This is a genomic window from Paraburkholderia sp. GAS41, assembly GCF_050436545.1.
In the GTDB taxonomy this organism is placed as follows: domain Bacteria; phylum Pseudomonadota; class Gammaproteobacteria; order Burkholderiales; family Burkholderiaceae; genus Paraburkholderia.
The window spans coordinates 48,359-67,093 of the sequence record NZ_JBNDMK010000018.1 but is presented as its reverse complement, the minus strand read 5'-3'; the positions used below and the strand labels follow the sequence as shown (position 1 = coordinate 67,093).

Below are 18,735 nucleotides of genomic sequence, written 5' to 3'. Positions count from 1 at the left end.
ATGAAATTGGTAAACATAGCGGACTTAAAATATTGAGTGCCCGTCCGGAAACGGCCGGTGCAGAACCCCTCAAATTCGGTGAAACCCCTGGTTTTCCGCTGCACGCGGGACTGAGGCAACGCCGAGCCAAGCCCACCGTCGCAAACATGCGCCGTTGCGGAAGGTGTAGAGACTAGACGGGGGGCGCCTAAGGTGGTTTGTGCTGGCGGATTTTTACCGCACAGCGTAGCCGCGATGGCGAAGGCATAGTCCAGCGCACGAACGAGGATGCCGCCCGGTGTCCGTCGGCGTCGAAAGACGTGGTGTGACGAAAATCCGCCGCTTAACAGCTTGCCGGTTCGAGTCCGGTCCCCGGCACCAGAAGTTCTCCCCGTCACCACGGTCGGCGCCCTCGACAGGTTCCACTCTCACGCGCGGCTATTAGACTGTTGGCGTCCGTAGTCGACCGCGCACATTGCTTCACTACAACGTCACATTCGCTGACCTTCCTGTTCAGAAAGGCAAGGGCGTCGCTCAAGATCGAAGATAGCCACTTTGATGACAGCCGGGCAGAAGCGCTGACCCGCTTCTCACGCAAGGTCGGCGTGATGACGCTAGTCAGGATCGGTGGCCAGAAGGATCTGAGTATCCTCCCGGAGGACTACTACCGTGAGGCGTCGGAGCAGATCGCTGCGCGGGTATGATGTTGTAACATCATACGAATTGGTGGGCGACCGTCGGGGTCACACGTCTGATCAGCTAGATAGCGGTAAATTGACCAACGATGATTGACGACCTGCCATCAGACGAAGCCAAGAAAATTCTGGAACTCATAAAATACGGGGACCCTTCCGATGGTTGGGACTGGGCGCCGGAAGTGGTTGGCGTCGCCAACTGTGCTTTCGGTGTGACTGACGAAGACGGTAAGCGTATCCAGGGTGTCAGCGCCGACCTGCTTATAAAGTACGGTCAGAGACCGCCGTCTGTGCACTTTCTGTTCACGATTTATCGGCAGGAGTACCGTGCTCGACGCCGAGTGTATCAACTCGATGTATTGCAGAACGGCCGGAAGAAAGTCGACCCGCACAGGACGTCTCACGAGCACATTGGGCGCGACAGAGTTGCGGGCGAGAAGGCGTGGCAACAACTTACCTACGATGATGCCTTGAGTTTATTCTGCTGCGGACTAATCGCTCCGGCCGCAATGACGGCAATCACGTGCATCGCCTCACGCAGGCGTTCGTTTTCATGAGCGAGGTGGGTGGCGCGGTTGTGCTGGTCCAGCGTGCAGGTCTGTATCTGGTTCATGCGAAGAGCTCGAAAGGTTCGGATGGGGTGAGGGCGAGATCAACCTGCTACACCTGCAGCGGCTCGCTGATCACATGCGCTCGAAGTAGCGGATTGTGGGCGAATTTCGCCGCGAAAACAAAATGGTGAGTGGCAATTCAATTGTGCCCTTCAGTCAACCGTGCGCTGGCCTCAAGCCAGAATCGCCGCCTGCCGGAACGAAACGGCTGAATGGTATACATTACTGAATCGTTAACGAATCACGACATTTTCGTAAGCTGACGCACAGGCCGTAGGCGAGTCTGGTTTCGTGGAGCGGGCATGAGACGATCGCGAATACAACTGAGGCATCTGCTTTACTTCATCAAGATCGTCGACGCGGGTAGCTTCTCGCGTGCGGCAACCCTGATTCATGTCGCGCAACCCGCTCTCAGCCAGCAGATGAGCGAGCTCGAAGAGACGTTGGGTGTCCCCGTGTTGCACCGCAGCGCGCGGGGCGTGCAAGTCACGGCCGCCGGAAAGCTGCTGTATGCGGAAGCCACGGCGATCATCGACCGTATCGAGCATCTACCGGACCTCGTTCGCTCCTGCGGCGAAGAGGTCAATGGCGTCGTTCGGCTTGGCATGTCGGAAGTGTTGGCCGAGTTCATGGCAAACGCGGTGACGGGCGCCTGCAAAGCGGCTTTGCCCAATGTCACACTGCATCTGGTCCGCGCCGCAAGCGAACTCCTGAGCAACCGCGTTCGCGAACACAGCCTCGATATCGCGCTGATTTTCGACGGCGAATTCGCAGTGGGTGTCGCCAGCCAGGCGCTTTTCAAGCAGCAACTTTTTCTGATTGCGCAACGCACGACGCTCGGCAAGCAGGACTCCGTTACGTGGAGCGCGCTGCGGCATCTGCCGCTCATCCTGCCCGAGCTTCCGCACAAACACATTGTGAAAACGCTGCTGGATCCGGTCTTCAACGAAGGTCCGCATGCGGTAGCCATCATTGTCGAGAACGATTTCTGGGCGCAGATTTCAGCGGTTCAGGCCGGTCTCGGCTCTGCGCTTCTGGCAATCGGCGACTTGTCCCATACCCGAGGCGGGGAGGACATGAAAGCGGTGCCTCTCGAGCCGCCAGTCTATATGACGGCGAGTCAGATAAGGTCGGCTGAAAGGCCTTTATCGCCGGCAGCTCACGCGGCGTCAAACGTGATCAGCAATGTGATCCTGCGGCATCTGGACGAACAAAAGATCGTCGGCGCCAAGCATCTCTGTTCTTGAGCGGCCTTGAGTGGCCTTGGATGGCGCGCGACGCGGCACGCACGTGCCGCCACACCGAAATCGCCAGAGACAGCTTATTTCCATAACCAGACGCTCCCGCATTGCCATTCGACCGTCGCGTCAACGCACGTCATACGCCGCGCCTCTTGTGAAGAGAAATACGCCCAAGGCGGCGACTCCGTCAATCGCATGGCCGGTTACGGGTCGACTGAAACCGCTTACCTCTCTCATTCTTAGCTAATTCAGCGCCGCTACGATCCTGATCATTCGGCAATCCCGATGTTCGTCGCGTTTCGCGAAATCATCATCTCTGATGGAGGTCATCATGTCAGCGGCAGCAATCATTCACGGCACACCGATCTGGGTCTGGGTGTTACTCGCCGTCCTTTTGTCGCGGGGTGTTAAGGCGTTGCACAGCAGGACGGCGCCACTCTCGAGGCTGGCCATCGTCCCGCTCATCTTTGCGGGCTGGGGCATCGCCCATCTGGTTTCGAGTCCGCTCGCCGGATGGTCGGACGCGATCGCATGGGCGACTGGCGCAGTGGTCGGCATCGGTGCCGGTGTTTTCATGGCGAGCCGGACGCGCTTCATTGTCAATCCGATTGCCAATACCGTGATGGTGCCGGGTTCAGTGGTGCCGTTGCTTCTTATCGTTGCCATATTCGTCAGCAAATTCTGGCTCGGGTTCCAGATGGCGACGGCGACCGACGTATCGTCGCTTGGAATGTATATGCTGATCGGGGCCGCTGTGTCGGGCTTGATCGCGGGCGTGTTCGGTGGCCGGTTTATCACCTATTGGCGCGCCATGAGCGTGCGCCGGGTGGTGCACGCCTATTCACCTCAATTCAAAGTCAAAGCCGATTAGATCCACGAACCAGTCATCATCTCGTGCCGTCGAACAGGACGATGTCGGAGCGATCCTGCTTCGGCAAGGCAATCAGCAGACGGCCTTCATGGAGCAAGGCATGCCCCGTGATCGTGGCGTTCGGCACCGCACACGGGGCAGCGTTGAACGTGATGGATGCACTGTAGGCATTGACGCCACTATCGGGTGAAACGCTGCCGCGAAACTCGCACCCGCTGGAAGTGCTGCCCGCCAGCAATCCGTCACGCGCGATGAGCATTTGCGCTGCCCCATTACCCTGTAACGAGCGCATCGGCCCGCTGTATTCGCCGGCAATCGCGCCAAGACCGGGCCCTTGTCCCAACGAAGGTTCGGAGGTCGCGGAGAAGGTCATGGGCACGGCTGGCTGGTTCGATGCGACGACCGTGCCGCTCACATTCGGCGATTGCGAGAAGTCGATCTGCACCCTCACCGGCGAAGCCGCTGCTGCCGGCGCGAAACTGTACTGGGTGCCCGATCTGCCATTGAACTGGCCACCATCCGTCTGCTGGCCGTTGGTCACGATAATGACGCCGGCCACCGGCTCCTGATAGAAAAGATAGGCGGACCCATCGAAAAGCGAGAGGAGGGTGACGGGGGCGCGCGTCGAGGACGTGCCGCTGTAGACGCCCGCGGAAGAGACCAGCAGGTTGGTCGCAGACTGGACCTGTAGGCGCGACGGACTACCCGTGCTGCAAGCACCGAGAATCAAGCTACACCCGACGCCCATCAGTATTCTTTTCATGGCGGCACCCTGGTATCCGGGATTCAACGAAGATCGGCTAACAACGAGGCCTTAATGTACACCCTGTCATCACGAGCGGGGATGAAGGGCAGGTCCACTAACGTCAGGACGTTGCACGCCTCCTGAGGCGAAAAGCATCGTACGTTGATGTAATTCTGGGCTAATTCCAGGTCCTTACGATGTATTTCCATGACGGACGGTATGTCCACTACGACTTGTTGACGTCATGCCGCAGCCCCGCTGCAAAACCCCATTAATCGACACCTGGAGTACCTGATGAAATCCGTGAAAGTTCTGGCCATCGTGGCCTGTTTGTTCGTCGCTCATACGGCCAGCGCGCAAGAGAAGCCGTTGAGCCCGGCGAAAATGACCTGTGAGGACTTCGTCTCCGTTGACGAGGTCTATCGTCCCGCGCTGGTTTACTGGGTCGCAGGCGTCGATAAGCTTGGCGTGAGAGGCACCGACACCATGGTCATCGATACCGCCCACCCGGTGGGCGAGACGGTGGCGGAAGAGTGCAAGCGGGACCCGCATGCTCCCTTCATGTCGAAAGTCAGATCCATGATCAAAGCCAACAAGATCGCACTCTTCGACCATCACTGATGGCGGCCAGGTCCGTTCACTTCATCGAGGACAACGAATGAGTGATACTTCCCACAGCCTGCTCATCTGGATCTTGAGCGGCGCGATTGCGGGCGGACTTGCCAGCTTTGTCTGGCGAGGCAGGCCCTACGGCATTCTCAAGGATATCGTGCTGGGCATTCTGGGCGCCTGCATGGCGTCTGGAATTGCGCATGCGTTGGCGCTGACGGTTCCGAACAGCCTTTTTCTCGACATCGTGGTGTCGACCGCGGGTGCATTGGTCGTACTGGTTTTGATCCGCTTCTACCGCTCGAACTGATTCCTGAATCGGCACCACGGCCGTGCGCAGAGCGCAATTTACGTGCAAGCACGCCCCAAAGACGTGCATTCAAAAGCGACCCCCTACGCACCCGGTTGGCGCTCGCGTTCTCCCGAACGCACCATCGAAGCGCCACTCTCCACCCGCAAGCACCGCAACAGGGCCATCTCCAACCCATCGTGGCCCAACATTTGCATACATCGCCGCCTTCTATCCTCCCGTGCCCCAATCTGGAACATATGAACACGTTGAAATCGGGAACCGATACCCTCTTTCTGCTGCTTGGCGCCGGCATGGTTCTGGCGATGCACGCGGGTTTCGCGTTTCTCGAACTCGGAACCGTGCGCAAGAAGAATCAGGTCAACGCGCTGGTCAAAATACTGGTCGACTTTGCGGTGTCGACCATCGCTTACTTCGTGATCGGCTACTGGATCGCCTACGGCGTGCAGTTCTTCGGCGATGCGACGTCGCTGGCCCAAGACAACGGCTACAGCCTCGTACGCTTCTTCTTCCTGCTGACTTTCGCGGCGGCCATCCCCGCCATCGTCTCGGGCGGTATCGCCGAGCGCACCCGGTTCAATCCGCAACTGTGCGCGACGGCCGTGCTGGTCGGTTTCGTGTATCCGTTTTTCGAAGGCATCGTGTGGAATAACCGCTTCGGCATTCAGGATTGGCTCGCTCACATGACGAGTGCGCCATTTCACGATTTCGCCGGCTCGGTGGTCGTGCATGCGTTCGGCGGCTGGGTGGCCTTGCCGGCGGTGCTGCTGGTCGGCGCGCGTCATGGCCGTTATCACCGTGACGGGCGGATTTCCGCGCATCCGCCGTCGAATATTCCGTTTCTCGCGCTGGGTGCATGGGTTCTGACGGTCGGCTGGTTCGGCTTCAATGTGATGAGCGCGCAAACGGTCGACAAGATCAGCGGGCTCGTCGCGGTCAATTCGTTGATGGCGATGGTCGGCGGCACCTTGAGCGCGTGGCTCGCCGGACGCAACGATCCGGGCTTCACGTACAACGGGCCGCTTGCTGGCCTCGTCGCGGTCTGTGCCGGCTCGGATCTGATGCATCCGTTCGGCGCGCTCGTCACGGGCGCGATCGCCGGCGTGTTGTTCGTCTTCATGTTCACGCATGCGCAGAATCGCTGGAAGATCGACGACGTGCTGGGGGTCTGGCCGCTGCATGGACTGTGCGGCGCGTGGGGCGGCATCGCCGCCGGTATCTTCGGCCTGAAAGCGCTGGGCGGGATCGGCGGCGTGTCGTTCGTATCGCAGGTGATCGGCACGCTTGGCGGCATCGTCATCGCGACGGCCGGGGGGCTCGTCGTGTACGGCGTGATCCGCGCGACCATCGGTCTGCGGCTCGATCAGGAGGAGGAATACCAGGGCGCGGACCTGTCGATTCACAGCATCAGCGCCACCCCCGAGCGTGAAACGGTGGTTTGAGCTGCTGGCTTGCGCGGGCAGCGCGCGCAAGCGCTGATGCGTCCTTTGTTACCATGACATGGTTGGCCGCTTTGCGATGCTCGATGGTAAAGTCGTCGCGCAGTCCAACATTCAAATAAACAGGAGACATGTCATGAAGTTTTCGAAGGCGCTGTGTTCGAGTGTGGTGGCGATATCCATGCTGGGCTTTACCGCGGTCGCCGCGCACGCGGAAGATCTGCTCGACTCCGTCAAGCAGGCCGGGGTACTCAAGATCGGTCTGGAAGGCACATATCCTCCCTTCGATTCCCGTAACAGCCAGGGCGAACTCGAAGGCTTCGACGTGGACGTGGCGAAGGCGGTCGCAGCCAAACTGGGCGTCAAGCCGGAGTTCGTTCCCACCGAGTGGAGCGGTATCATCGCGGGCCTGCAGGCCGGGAAATTCGACGTCATCGTCAACCAGGTGACCATCACGCCGCAACGCAAGGAGGCGCTGGATTTCAGCCAGCCCTACACGTATTCCGCTGCGCAGCTGATCCAGCGTTCGGACGACAAGCGCGACCTCAAGTCGCTCGATGAATTCAAGGGCGACAAGAAGCTGGGCGTGACGCTCGGCACGAACTACGATCAGATGGCGCGGGCCGTATCGGGCATCAACGTGCAGACTTATCCCGGCGCACCCGAAAAGCTCCGTGATCTGGCGTCGGGCCGCATCGACGCGACGATCGACGACCGGCTGATGCTGCCGTACGTCATCAAGGCATCGCAGTTGCCGCTTCGTCCGGGCGAAGTGCTCAGGGGCGCCGACCAGGAAATGGGCATCCCTTTCCGCAAGGGCAATCCCAAGTTTGCCAAGGCGATCAATGACGCGCTCACGTCGCTGACGCAGGACGGCACGATGAAGAAAATCTCGGTGCACTGGTTCGGCACCGACGTCACGCAACCCATCGCACACTAAGCCGTAGCCTTCTGCGGCCGGTCAGCACTTGAGTGCCGACCGGCCGATTGCCCGTCTGCGATATCAATGCCCGGATCGAATGAGAAGCGGGCGCCGCGTAACCTCCGCGCACTTCAGTGCGTCTTTGCCAACACCGGCAGCATCAAGCGGGACGACGAACTGATCGTGTTGAGGCTGATGGTGCCAACACTGGCATGGCGAAAGCTCAGCAACGCGGGCGTCTCCGGATTCTGGTCGTCACTGGTCAGGAAAAGCTGGATGCGATGACCCGCCGGGAATCGTCGTGCATTGGCAACCATGGGGATGCGGTATTGCACCAGTTTGCCGACGGGCACGGCGTCGAATGTCCTGCAAGGAAGGACGGGCGCGCCGGGGCGGCTGTCAGTTTCTTCGACCGCGCGCAGGCTGGCTCGCAGATAGCCGGCGGTGACTTCCGTCACCGCACCCGAGGCATCGACATGCTGCAGAATCGCAATCCACGCCGTATCCGGCGCGGTACTTTGCGCGTCGAGTTGCAGTTCGATGTCCCCGACGACATCGAGATCCTCGGTCAGCGGTTGACTCGTCCATGTCAGGCCCGGTGCTGGGGCTCAACCCCAGGACTGCGGCCGTCCAGCGAGCCGTGATGTTCACCGTGCTCCCTTGCGTCGCGATGATGGTCGCGCCAAGGCAGATGCAGGCTGCGCTGTTGCCCGCCGTCGTCAAAGACAAAGAGGCGCTAGCGGAGGACTTCGTACGCTTCGTGATGGCAGGACTCGACGCCATCGCGCTTGCCCATCGTTCGGACAAGCAGCGCTCATCCTAGGCACTTTCGCGCGGCGTCAGCGTAAAGCACAGATCCACGTGATTCCGTTCGGGCGGCGTTCCATCCAGTATCTGCAACAGCAGGCGCGCGGCCTCGAAGCCTATCTGGTAGCGCGGCGTCGTGATTGTCGTGAGCGACGGTGTCGCCCAGGCGGAGGGCGGCAGGTCGTTGAATCCCGCAATCGCAATCTGTCCCGGCACGGCGATGCCGCGCCGCTGGCATTCGAACAACGCGCCAAGCGCGAGGTCGTCGTTGCAGCAGAAAATGGCGTCGCACGTGGGCGCATGTTCGAGCATCCGTGCGAGCAGTTTCGAGCCAAGGCCGACGCTCGATGGCTCGCCGGTCAGAATCTCAACATCGGGGTCGAGTCCGGCCTCGCGCAGCGCGCGGCGAAATCCGGCGCGGCGCTGCATGGTGCGGGGGTCCAGTTGCGCAGCCACGAATCCCGGCCGCCGGTAACCGCGCTCCAGCAGATATCGCGTGAGCGTGAAGCCCGCGCTCTGCTGCGAAAATCCGACCGACCATTCGCCGGGTGCGCGGCTCAGATCGTACATATGAACCACCGGCACGCGGGCCGCAGCAAGACGCTGACGGATGGCTGCGGAACCGTCGATGCCCGTGACGAGAAAGCCGTCTGGTGCGTGCGCGAGGTAGGTCGTGACGAGCTCAGCCTGCTTGTCGGCAGAATAGTTCGTATTGCCAATCAGGAATTGATATCCCGCGGGTCCCAGGCAATCCTGAATACCGGCGAGCGTATCGACGAACACCGCGTTCGATAACGACGGCACCAGCACTCCCACCACACGCGAACGCGAGGAGGCGAGCGTGCGCGCCGCATGGTTCGGCACATAGCCGAGCGCCGCGACGGCGGCCTCGACCCGTGCGCGCGCCTCGGGCAGCACTTGCGCCGGATTCTTGAGGGCGCGCGATACGGTCATGGGACTGACCTGGGCGCGCTCTGCGACATCGGCAATCGTGGCGCGGCCGCTCGGCCGGCGCCGCGCAGGCTGACGCGTGGGTGCTTCGACTTCGCGAATGGCGCGGGTTGCGCCGGTCGGTTTTCTGTTCATCGTGCGAGTATCGCCTCGCCGACGCCGGAAAGGAAGCGCGAGAAAGCGCGGCATGAGGCAGGGTTCACCCGGATAGGGCGGTCAGAATGGTAGCGCTACCATGCGCATCATCCAGAATACGACGAACCACGACCCAACAAGGAGACTGCCGCATGCGAACCCAATCACGCCACCTGTCGAAGTCAACCAGCCGGACCGCGAAGTTCACTGCCTGCGCGCTCGGCGTCGCGGCGCTGGTTGCCGCCGGTGGCGCGCACTCCGCGGAGGTTGAAGTGCTGCATTACTGGACCTCGGGCGGCGAGGCGAAATCCGCCCAGGTCCTCAAGCAGATGCTCGAAGAGAAGGGCGACACGTGGAAGGACTTCGCCGTTGCGGGCGGTGGCGGCGGCAACGCCATGACCGCGCTCAAGACGCGCGTGATCGCCGGCAATCCGCCTGCGGCAGCGCAGATCAAGGGCCCGGCCATTCAGGAATGGGGCGACGAAGGTGTACTGCTATCCATTGACGATGTGGCGAAGAGCGAAGGCTGGGACAAGCTGATCCCGCCGCAGATTTCGAGCATCATGAAATACAAGGGCCAATATGTGGCGGCGCCGGTCAACGTGCACCGTGTCAACTGGCTGTGGATCAACGCCGATGCGCTGAAGAAGGTCAACGCGCAGCCTCCGGCGACGTGGGACGAGTTCTTCAAGACCGCCGACGCGTTGCAGAAAGCAGGCATCACGCCGGTCGCGATTGGCGGCCAGTCGTGGCAGCAGGCCGAAACCTTCGAGACGGTCGCGCTTGGCGTGGGTGGCGCGGCGTTCTACAAGAAGGCCTTCGTCCAACTCGATCAGGCAACGCTTAAAGGCCCGACCATGGTCAAGGCGCTGGAAACCTTCAAGAAGATCAAGGCCTATACCGACAAGGGCCAGACGGGTCGCGACTGGAACATGGCAACCGGCATGGTGATCTCCGGCAAGGCGGCCATGCAGTTCATGGGCGACTGGGCCAAGGGCGAATTCAGCGTGGCCAACAAGGTGCCGGGTAAAGACTATCTGTGCGTGCCGGGTCCGGGCTCGCAAAACGCCTATACGTTCAATGTCGACAGCTTTGCGTTCTTCAAGGTCAAGAGCCCGGATGTCGAGAAAGGCCAGAAGGATCTCGCGAGCTTGCTTCTGAGTCCGAAGTTCCAGGAAATCTTCAACCTCAACAAGGGTTCGATTCCGGTACGCCAGGGCATGGATCTGTCGAAGTTCGACGCCTGCGCGCATCGCTCGGCGGCCGATTTCACGAGCTCGCAGGCGAAGGGCACGCTCGTGCCGTCGTGGGCGCATGACATGGTCGATACGCCGGCGGTCGAAGGCGCCTTCTACGATGTGCTCGGCAACTACTGGAACGACGACAACGAGACCGCCCAGGATGCAGCGGACAAGCTGGCCGCCGCAGCCAAAACGCAGTAAGCCGGACGCCGCTCGCGTCAATGATTGTGTCGTGACTCCCCGCGGGTCTCGATGATGTTCAGATACAGCGTGGCGGGTTCGAGGCACGCGCCCGTGCCTTGTTGCCCGACCATGCTGCGGTAAATCTCTTCCCACGGCGTCTTGTTGTCGAGCTTCGGCGGCTGGTACGCCGCGCGGCGCTGCGCCATCTCTTCATCCGGAATCAGAACGTCGACCTTGCGTGCGTGCAGATCGATGCGCAAACGGTCGCCGGTTCTCAGCAGTGCCAGGTTGCCGCCCACGGCGGCTTCCGGTGAAACGTTGAGGATCGATGGACTCGCGGACGTGCCGCTCTGGCGGCCATCGCCCAGCGTGGGCAGCGTGTCGATGCCCCGTTTGAGCAGCGCCGCGGGCGGTTGCATATTGACCACCTCCGCGCCGCCCGGATAACCCACCGGTCCGCAATTGCGAATCACCAGCACGGAGCGGTCATCCACGCCCAGTTCCGGATCGTCGAGCCGCGCGTGATAATCCTCGGGCCCTTCGAACACGATCGCCTTGCCTTCGAACACGTCGGGATGAGCCGGGTCCGACAGGAAGCGTTTGCGGAAGGCCTGATCGATCACGCTGATCTTCATCACGGCGCTGTCGAACAGATTGCCCGACAGCACGACGTAACCGGCGGCTTCCCGCAGGGGCTTGTCGTAGGCCCGGATCACTTCGCGGTCGGGCTCCTGCAGGGCGGCCAGATCTTCCTTCAGCGTACGGCCCGTGACGGTGCGCACGCTGCCGTCCAGCTTGCCGGCTGCCAGCAGTTCGCGCATCACGGCAGGCACACCGCCGGCACGATGGAATGCCTCACCTAGGAAACGCCCCGCAGGCTGGCAGTCCACCAGAAGGGGGATGTCGGGACCGAGGCGCTGCCAGTCGTCGAGCGTGTGCTCGACGCCCATATGACGCGCGATCGCGATCATGTGAATCGGACAGTTCGACGATGCACCGAGCGCCGCTGCCGCCACGACGGCGTTTTCAAATGCGCCCTGGGTCATGATGTCGGACGGCCGTAGATTCTCGGCAACCATGTCGACAATGCGCTTGCCGGTCTGATACGCCATCCAGCCGCGTTCGCGATGAGGCGCCGGAATCGCGGCGCAGCCAGGCAGAGACATGCCCAGCGCTTCGGCAAGCGAGTTCATCGACAGCGCGGTCCCCATGGTGTTGCAGTGTCCCGCCGAGGGCGCTGAAGAGGACACCTCTTCAATAAACTGCTCGTAGCCGATTTCACCCGCCGACAGACGCTTGCGCGCGTCCCAGATGACCGTGCCGGAACCCGCGAGCTTGCCTTTCCACCAGCCGTCGAGCATGGGGCCGCCGGACAGCACGATAGCCGGAATATTGACGGTGGCGGCCGCCATCAGACAGGCGGGCGTGGTCTTGTCGCAACCGGTGGTCAGCACCACCCCGTCAATCGGATAGCCGTGCAGAATTTCGACCAGACCGAGATACGCGAGATTGCGATCGAGCGCGGCGGTGGGGCGCTTGCCGGTTTCCTGGATCGGATGCACCGGAAATTCCAGCGGAATGCCGCCCGCATCGCGAATGCCGTCGCGAACGCGCTGCGCCAGTTGCAGATGGTGACGGTTGCACGGCGCGAGATCGGAACCGGTCTGGGCGATACCGATGATCGGCTTGCCCGATTGCAATTCCTCGCGCGTGATGCCGTAGTTCATATAGCGCTCGAGATAGAGCGCGGTCATGCCGGGATCCGCGGGATCGTCGAACCAGCGACGGCTGCGCAGACGTCGTCCGCTCATATCGGCGCCGCTGTTCGGGTGGTTGTGGGAAGAAGCGTCGTGAGACATGATGTCGTCCGGTGGAGGCATGGGGGTGCTCCAGAATACTCCAGCTCTCCGGTTTGTCACGCTTCAATCACGACACCGCGTGGCCCATCAGCCACGCGGTTCACCCTCCACGTTTCAGTTCGCGGCCTGCGCGTTGCTGTTCGCGACGAGCACCGGCGTCGCCGCCACGCTGGCGAGTTCGTCGCTCGACCATCCGCCGCCCAATGCATGCAGGAGTTGCACATCGGCGCTGAGCTGGCGGGTCTGGACCTCGAGCACGCCGCGTTGCGCTTCGAGCTGGGCGGTCTGCGCGTCGACCACATCGAGGTAACCCACGGTGCCCTGCTTGTATTGACGCACCGCGAGATCCACGGTGGTTTGCGCCGACGCAGCCGCGTTGCGTTGTTCGTCAAGCGCGCTGCCAAGGTACGACAGCAGGGCGAGATTGTCTTCGACCTGCTGGAACGCGGACAACACCACGCCGCGATAGCGCTCGCCCGCTTCGTCGGTGGCCGCCTTGGCGGCATCGAGTCGTGCGCGGCGGTAGCCGCCGTCGAAGAGGTATTGCACGAGTTGCGGACCGATCGCCCAGAACGCGTTCGGCGCGCTGACGAGCCCCGCATAGGCCGCGCTTTGCACACCGCCTTGCAGGCCCAGCGTGATGTCCGGGAAGTAAGCAGCGCGGGCTACGCCAATCTGTGCATTGGCCTCCGCGACCCGGCGCTCGGCGGCCGCGACGTCCGGCCGACGCTGCAGCAGCGTCGAAGGCACACCAGTGGGAATAGCCGGCAACGTGATGGCCGCGGTTTGCTGCGGCAAACTGAATTCCGCGGCGGACGCGCCCACCAGTAACGCGATGGCGTGTTCGAGCAACGCGCGTTGCGCGAGATTCTGCGACAGTTGCGACTTCGCCGCGGAGAGCTGCGTTTGCGCGCGCGACACGTCGAGACCGGAAACGATCCCGCCGTTGTGCAGGGTCTGCGTGAGTTGCAAGGCTTTCGTGTACGCCACGACCGTGTCGTTCAACAGCGCCGTTTGCTGATCGAGACCGCGCAATTGAATGTCACTGTCCGCGAGTTCGACCTGCAGGCTCAGGCGCACAGAAGCCAGATCGGCCTTGCTCGCCTGCGCCTCGTCCTTGCCGGCCACTACGGAGTCGCGCACGCGGCCCCACAGGTCGAGATCGTATTTGACGGAGGCGCCGAGCGTGTAAGAGCTGTAGTCGGCCGGTCCGTTGCCGCGTAACGGCGCGGTGTCGGACTGACGCTCGCGCAGCGGCACGGCGCTCGCGCTGATGCTCGGATAGAGCCCCGACTGCACCTGGGCCACGAATGCCTGGGCCTGCTGATAATGCGCGTACGCCGCGCGCAGATCGGTGTTGTTGGCGAGCAGACGCGTTTCGAGCTCGTCGAGTTGCGCGTCGCCATACATCTTCCACCAACCGTTGCGGTCGATCTGGTCGGCAGGCTGCGCGCTGGCCCATGGGCCAGGTGTTTTGTATTGCGCGGCGACGGGCGTTGCGGGCACCTGATAGTCCGGGGCAAGCGAGCAGGCCGAGAGCGCAACGACGCCCGACAGCAGCGCCGGAAGTCCGTACTTAACCATGGGCCGCCGCCTTCCTGTCAGCCGCCGTGGCGACCTGCACGCGATCGCCGTCCACCAGACCGTCAGGCGGCGTGTCGATCACACGATCGGTTGCGGCAAGGCCCGCGCCGATTTCCACCGAATCGCCAAGGTCGCGATCGATCTTCACGTGCTTGAACTGTACCTGGCCGTTCGCGCCCAAGGTGGCAACGAGGACGCCGCGGCTATCGATAACGAGCGCGCTGGCCGGCACGCGGATCGCGTTCGCGGCAACGGGCAGGGTGAATTTCAGGCTGGCAAAACCGCCGGGCAGCAGCTTGCCGTTGGCATTGTCGACCAGCAATTGCACGAGTGTCGTGCCCGAATTCGAGTTGACCGAATCCGCCGCGGCGACGACCCGCGCGGTGAACTGCTGGTCCGGATACTCGGGCACGCTCAGTGACGCGGTGGTGCCGTCGTGAATCGCCGGCGCGTAGTTCTGCGGCACCTGCACGTACACGCGCAACTGCTTGACCTCGGACACTTCGAACAGCTCGCGGCCGGTGCCTCCGCTGCCCGCGCTCACCAGCGCGCCGACGTCGATGTCGCGCGCGGTCACCACGCCATCGAAGGGTGCCACGATGCGTGCAAACGCCTTGGTGGCAACGAGACGATCGACGTTGGCTTTGGCCGCTGCCGCAAGCGCGGCGCGTGCCGTGTAGTCGGCGGTGCGCTGGTCGACATCCTGCTGGGCGACGGAATCGGTGCCGCGCAACGCTTCCCAGCGCTTCGCCGTGGTGCCGGCGACGAGTGCGTTCGCCTCTGCACTCTGGAGATCGGCGCGTGCCTGCACGAGTTGCTGGTCGAGCTCGGGCGTGTCGATCTCAGCGAGCGGCTGGCCCGCTTTGACGCGCGTGCCGATGTCGACATTCCACGACTTCAGATAGCCGCCGACCTGCGCGAAAATCGGCGCCCGTGTATAGGCTTCGAGGCGTCCAGGCAGTTGCAACGATGGACCGTTGGCGTCGTGGATCGGCTGGATCAGCGTGACGGTCTGCACCGCTTGTGCATCGGTCCAGGTTTTCAGCTTGCGAGCGTCGACGACGCGCAGCGTGAGGCCCGCTGCAACGATACCGAGGACGATCAAGAGGCCGATCACGCCCGCCAGCTTGAGGGGACGGCGTGACGGCGCATCGACGGGGAAAACGGAATCAGACGACATGTGCAGGACCTCCCGAGACGGCTGCCGGGGTAGCTGCGCGCCCTGGGCGCGCATGGACGATACAGAAAATGACGGGGACGAGGAACAGCGAAGCGGTGGTGGCAAACAGCAGACCGCCGATCACGGCACGGCCAAGCGGCGCGTTCTGCTCGCCGCCTTCGCCGAGCGCGAGTGCCATCGGCGCCATGCCGATAATCATCGAAAGCGCGGTCATCAGGACCGGACGGAAGCGCGTAAAGCCCGCTTCCAGCGCAGCCTTGAACGGGTCGCCGTGTTCCGCGAGACGCTCGCGGCAGAAGCTGACCACCAGAATCGAGTTGGCGGTGGCCACCCCCATACACATGATGGCCCCCGTCAGGGCCGGGACCGAGAGGGTGGTGTGGGTGGCGAACAGCATCCAGACGATGCCCGCGAGTGCGGCCGGCAGCGCGGTCACGATGACGAACGGATCGGCCCACGACTGGAAATTGACCACGATCAGCAGATAGATCAGCACCACCGCGCCAAGCAGTCCGAACAACATGCCGGAGAAGGCACTGTTCATGGTCTGCACCTGACCCAGCAGCGCGACGGTCGAGCCCTTCGGCAAGGTCTGGGCGTTTTCGCGCACGATGCGCTGGATATCCGAGGCCACCGCGCCGAGGTCGCGGTCCTGGGTGGTCGCGAAGATCTCGACCATGGGCTGGATGTTGTACTGGCTGACCACCTCGTTGGTGCTGGTGCGCTGAAGTGTGGCCAGACCGCCGAGAATCTGCGAGGTGCCGCCGCCGCTCGCGGTGACGGGCAGGTTTTGCAGGGCCGCAAGCGAGTCGAGGCTGTACTGCGGCGTCTGCATCACGATCGGATACGACACGCCGTTCGCGTTGTTCAACCAGAACGTGGGCGCGACCTGGCTCGAACCCGCAAGATTGACCACCATGCTATTGGTCACGTCGCGCTCAGTAATCCCGAGCAATTGCGCGCGGGTCCGGTCGACGTCGACATTGAAGGTCGGATTGGCGTGCGACTGCGCGATGCGGGCATCGACCACGCCCGGCACGTCGCGAATCTCGCGCAGGAGACGGTCGGCGTAAGCGTAATTGGCATTGAGGTTGTTGCCACGGATCTGCAGGTCGATCGGCGCAGGCGAACCGAAGTTCAGGATCTGACTGATGATGTCCGCAGGCGGGAACGAGAACGTGACGCCCGGAAACTCGCGCGGCAATTTTTCGCGCATCTCGCGCACATACTCGTCGGTCGGACGATGGCCTTCGTTCAGTGCGATCTGGATATCGCCGTCCTGCGAGCCCACCGTGCCGGTGTTGTTGTAGGCGGTGTTGATGCCGCTCACCGGCAGGCCCATGTTGTCGACCACGGTGCCTAGTTCGGACGCCGGAATGATTTCGCGGATCGCTCCTTCGACATTGGCGAAGATCTGCGCGGTCTTCTCGACGCGCACGCCAACCGGCGCGCGCACATGCATCAGGATCTGCCCGGAGTCGACCGCAGGAAAGAAGTTGCGGCCGAGGAACGGCACCAGCGCGAACGAGATGACGACAAAACTGAGGAAGCCGATTACGAACGGGCGCCGATGCGTCAGGGCCAGTTCGAGCAAACCGTGGTAGCGCGTGCGGACTTTCTCGAAACGCGCTTCGAAGCCGCGCTGAAAGCGGCCGAGCGGTCCCGGGCGCTTCGACTCGTGCTCATGCTCGCCTTGCACGTGCGGTTTGAGCAGGTACTTGGCCATGGTCGGCACCAGCGTTCGCGACAGGATGAACGAGGCGATCATCGCGAAGATCACCGCTTCGGCCATCGGCACGAACAGGAAGCGCGCGACACCATTCAGGAAGAACATCGGCACGAACACGATGCAGATACACAGCAGCGAGACGAACGCGGGTGTGACGATCTGCGCGGCGCCGTCGAGAATCGCGGTTTCCACTTCCTTGCCGTGTTCGAGGTGCCAGTTGATGTTTTCGATCGTCACGGTCGCGTCGTCGACCAGGATCCCCACCGCGAGCGCGAGACCGCCTAAGGTCATGATGTTCAGCGTCTCGCCGAGTGCGGAGAGCGTGGCAATGGAGCCGAGAATGGCGAGCGGGATCGAAGTGGCGATGATGATGGTCGAGCGCCAGCTACCGAGGAACAGCAGGATCATCAGGCTCGTCAGCACCGCTGCGATCACGCCCTCGCGCGCCACGCCGGTGATGGCGGCGCGCACGAACAGCGACTGGTCGCCGATCGGATCGATCTGCAGATTGTCGGGCCACGAGGCTTTCCCGGCGGTAACCTGCGCCTTGATGCCGGAGATGATCCCCAGCGTCGAAACGGACCCGTTCTTGAGCACCGACATCAGCACGGAACGCTTGCCGTTGACGTGCACGATGTTGGTCTGCGGCGGACTGCCGTCGCGTACGCTGGCCACGTCGCGGATATAGACGGTGGTGCCGTTGGCCGCCTTGATCGGCAGATCGCCGAGAGCCTTGATCTGCGAGGGCGCATCGTTCAGTTGCAGCGTGTATTCATAGTCGCCGATCTTTTCCGTGCCCACCGGCGTGATCAGATTCTGGCCCGCCAGCGCATTGGCGACGTCCTGGGCGGACAAGCCGCGCGCCTGCATGGCAACCGGGTCGACGTCGATCTGCACCTGGCGGGTCTTGCCGCCGAACGGGTAGGGAATCGCCGCACCGGCGACCGTCACGAGAACCGGCCGCACGGCGTTCAGGCCCAGGTCGCCGAGGTTCTGTTCTGACAAGCCTTTACCGGAGAGCGCGAGCTGGATGATCGGCACCGTCGAGGCGTTGTAGTTCAGGATCAGCGGCGGCGTCGTGCCGGGCGGCAACTGCCGCAACTGGGTCTGCGCGACCGCGGTCACCTGGGCGTTCGCCGTGCTGATATTCACGCCCGGCTGGAAGAAGATCTTGATGATCCCGAAGCCGGACACCGATTGCGCCTCGATATGTTCGACGTCGTTGACGGTGGTGGTGAGCGTGCGTTCGAACGGCGAGGTGATGCGGCCGACCATCTGGTCCGGCGGCAGGCCGGTGTACTGCCACACCACGCTGATGACCGGAATCCGGATGTCCGGGAAAATATCGGTAGGCGTCCTCATTGCGGACAACGGTCCGACGATGAGAATGAAGATCGCCAGTACGACGAAGGTATAGGGTCGCCGCAAGGCGATACGGACTAGGCCGAGCATGTGGGTTCCAGGGCTTGGGGAAAGACGTTGTTGCGCGTGGTGCAGGCGTGGAAAAAGTCTCTTTCCTGAGCCAAGGCAGAATGTACACAAAGCCCGAAATTGCTGCTGACGGGAAAACAAAACCCCACGCGCGGCAAGGTCGTCATGGGGCTTTCACAGCGTGTCGGCCCTCGCCGTCTGGCGACTGCGAGA

The 18,735-nt window shown here is 62.5% G+C and carries 17 protein-coding genes; 9 read left to right on the top strand and 8 right to left on the bottom strand.

The features are described 5' to 3' along the window. Positions 1–428: 428 nt before the first annotated feature. The gene (locus tag P3T43_RS23040) at positions 429–683 is read left to right on the top strand and encodes a hypothetical protein (protein WP_429283351.1); all 255 of its coding nucleotides are present in this window, start codon (positions 429–431) and stop codon (positions 681–683) included. A gap of 448 nt (positions 684–1,131) precedes the next feature. Here P3T43_RS23040 and P3T43_RS23035 read toward each other — a convergent pair whose 3' ends face one another. Further along, positions 1,132–1,287 (bottom strand): hypothetical protein, encoded by a 156-nt coding sequence (locus tag P3T43_RS23035; RefSeq protein ID WP_429283350.1) that lies wholly within the window; start codon positions 1,285–1,287, stop codon positions 1,132–1,134. 300 nt (positions 1,288–1,587) lie between these two features. On the opposite strand from P3T43_RS23035, the gene P3T43_RS23030 reads away from it, so the two are divergent. Both P3T43_RS23030 and P3T43_RS23025 read left to right on the top strand, forming a co-directional pair. Further along, positions 1,588–2,532: a LysR family transcriptional regulator gene (locus tag P3T43_RS23030; RefSeq protein ID WP_429283349.1), complete on the top strand. Its 945-nt coding sequence runs from the start codon at positions 1,588–1,590 to the stop codon at positions 2,530–2,532. A gap of 325 nt (positions 2,533–2,857) precedes the next feature. Further along, positions 2,858–3,397 (top strand): DUF6622 family protein, encoded by a 540-nt coding sequence (locus P3T43_RS23025; protein ID WP_429283348.1) that lies wholly within the window; start codon positions 2,858–2,860, stop codon positions 3,395–3,397. A gap of 16 nt (positions 3,398–3,413) precedes the next feature. On the opposite strand, the gene P3T43_RS23020 is transcribed toward P3T43_RS23025, so the two are convergent. Further along, the gene (locus tag P3T43_RS23020; protein ID WP_429283347.1) at positions 3,414–4,160 is read right to left on the bottom strand and encodes a hypothetical protein; all 747 of its coding nucleotides are present in this window, start codon (positions 4,158–4,160) and stop codon (positions 3,414–3,416) included. Positions 4,161–4,436: 276 nt separating this feature from the next. Between P3T43_RS23020 and P3T43_RS23015 the strand changes: the two genes are divergently transcribed. From P3T43_RS23015 to P3T43_RS23000, 4 genes are all read left to right on the top strand, one after another. Continuing rightward, entirely contained in the window at positions 4,437–4,763 is a 327-nt protein-coding gene (locus P3T43_RS23015) for an HdeA/HdeB family chaperone (protein ID WP_429283346.1), read from the top strand. Between the two features lie 37 nt (positions 4,764–4,800). Then, positions 4,801–5,061 (top strand): GlsB/YeaQ/YmgE family stress response membrane protein, encoded by a 261-nt coding sequence (locus P3T43_RS23010; protein WP_429283345.1) that lies wholly within the window; start codon positions 4,801–4,803, stop codon positions 5,059–5,061. Positions 5,062–5,300: 239 nt separating this feature from the next. Then, entirely contained in the window at positions 5,301–6,503 is a 1,203-nt protein-coding gene (locus P3T43_RS23005; RefSeq protein ID WP_429283344.1) for an ammonium transporter, read from the top strand. A 133-nt stretch (positions 6,504–6,636) separates the two neighbouring features. Further along, on the top strand, positions 6,637–7,440 hold the full coding sequence (locus tag P3T43_RS23000) for a transporter substrate-binding domain-containing protein (protein WP_429283343.1): 804 nt from the start codon (positions 6,637–6,639) through the stop codon (positions 7,438–7,440). A gap of 113 nt (positions 7,441–7,553) precedes the next feature. Here P3T43_RS23000 and P3T43_RS22995 read toward each other — a convergent pair whose 3' ends face one another. Further along, positions 7,554–7,964, bottom strand: coding sequence for a CocE/NonD family hydrolase C-terminal non-catalytic domain-containing protein (locus tag P3T43_RS22995; RefSeq protein ID WP_429283433.1), 411 nt, complete (start codon positions 7,962–7,964; stop codon positions 7,554–7,556). 101 nt (positions 7,965–8,065) lie between these two features. Here P3T43_RS22995 and P3T43_RS22990 point away from each other — a divergent pair, with 101 nt between their 5' ends. Next, positions 8,066–8,245, top strand: a complete 180-nt coding sequence (locus P3T43_RS22990) for a hypothetical protein (protein WP_429283342.1) — start codon at positions 8,066–8,068, stop codon at positions 8,243–8,245. Here P3T43_RS22990 and P3T43_RS22985 read toward each other — a convergent pair. Next, positions 8,242–9,315 (bottom strand): LacI family DNA-binding transcriptional regulator, encoded by a 1,074-nt coding sequence (locus P3T43_RS22985; RefSeq protein ID WP_429283341.1) that lies wholly within the window; start codon positions 9,313–9,315, stop codon positions 8,242–8,244. The genes P3T43_RS22990 and P3T43_RS22985 overlap by 4 nt on opposite strands. A 152-nt stretch (positions 9,316–9,467) precedes the next feature. Between P3T43_RS22985 and P3T43_RS22980 the strand changes: the two genes are divergently transcribed. Beyond that, positions 9,468–10,757 (top strand): ABC transporter substrate-binding protein, encoded by a 1,290-nt coding sequence (locus tag P3T43_RS22980; protein ID WP_429283340.1) that lies wholly within the window; start codon positions 9,468–9,470, stop codon positions 10,755–10,757. Positions 10,758–10,774: 17 nt separating this feature from the next. On the opposite strand, the gene P3T43_RS22975 is transcribed toward P3T43_RS22980, so the two are convergent. The 4 genes from P3T43_RS22975 to P3T43_RS22960 form a co-directional block, all read right to left on the bottom strand. Then, the gene (locus P3T43_RS22975; protein WP_429283339.1) at positions 10,775–12,598 is read right to left on the bottom strand and encodes an IlvD/Edd family dehydratase; all 1,824 of its coding nucleotides are present in this window, start codon (positions 12,596–12,598) and stop codon (positions 10,775–10,777) included. 114 nt (positions 12,599–12,712) lie between these two features. After that, positions 12,713–14,182 carry an efflux transporter outer membrane subunit gene (locus tag P3T43_RS22970; RefSeq protein WP_429283338.1) on the bottom strand — a complete coding sequence of 490 codons (1,470 nt, stop codon included), beginning with the start codon at positions 14,180–14,182 and terminating at the stop codon, positions 12,713–12,715. Continuing rightward, complete coding sequence (locus P3T43_RS22965) at positions 14,175–15,362, bottom strand: efflux RND transporter periplasmic adaptor subunit (protein ID WP_429283337.1); 1,188 nt, start codon at positions 15,360–15,362, stop codon at positions 14,175–14,177. The genes P3T43_RS22970 and P3T43_RS22965 overlap by 8 nt, the downstream gene beginning before the upstream one ends. Beyond that, positions 15,352–18,543, bottom strand: coding sequence for an efflux RND transporter permease subunit (locus tag P3T43_RS22960; RefSeq protein WP_429283336.1), 3,192 nt, complete (start codon positions 18,541–18,543; stop codon positions 15,352–15,354). Before P3T43_RS22960 ends, P3T43_RS22965 begins: the two co-directional genes overlap by 11 nt. Positions 18,544–18,735: the final 192 nt, after the last annotated feature.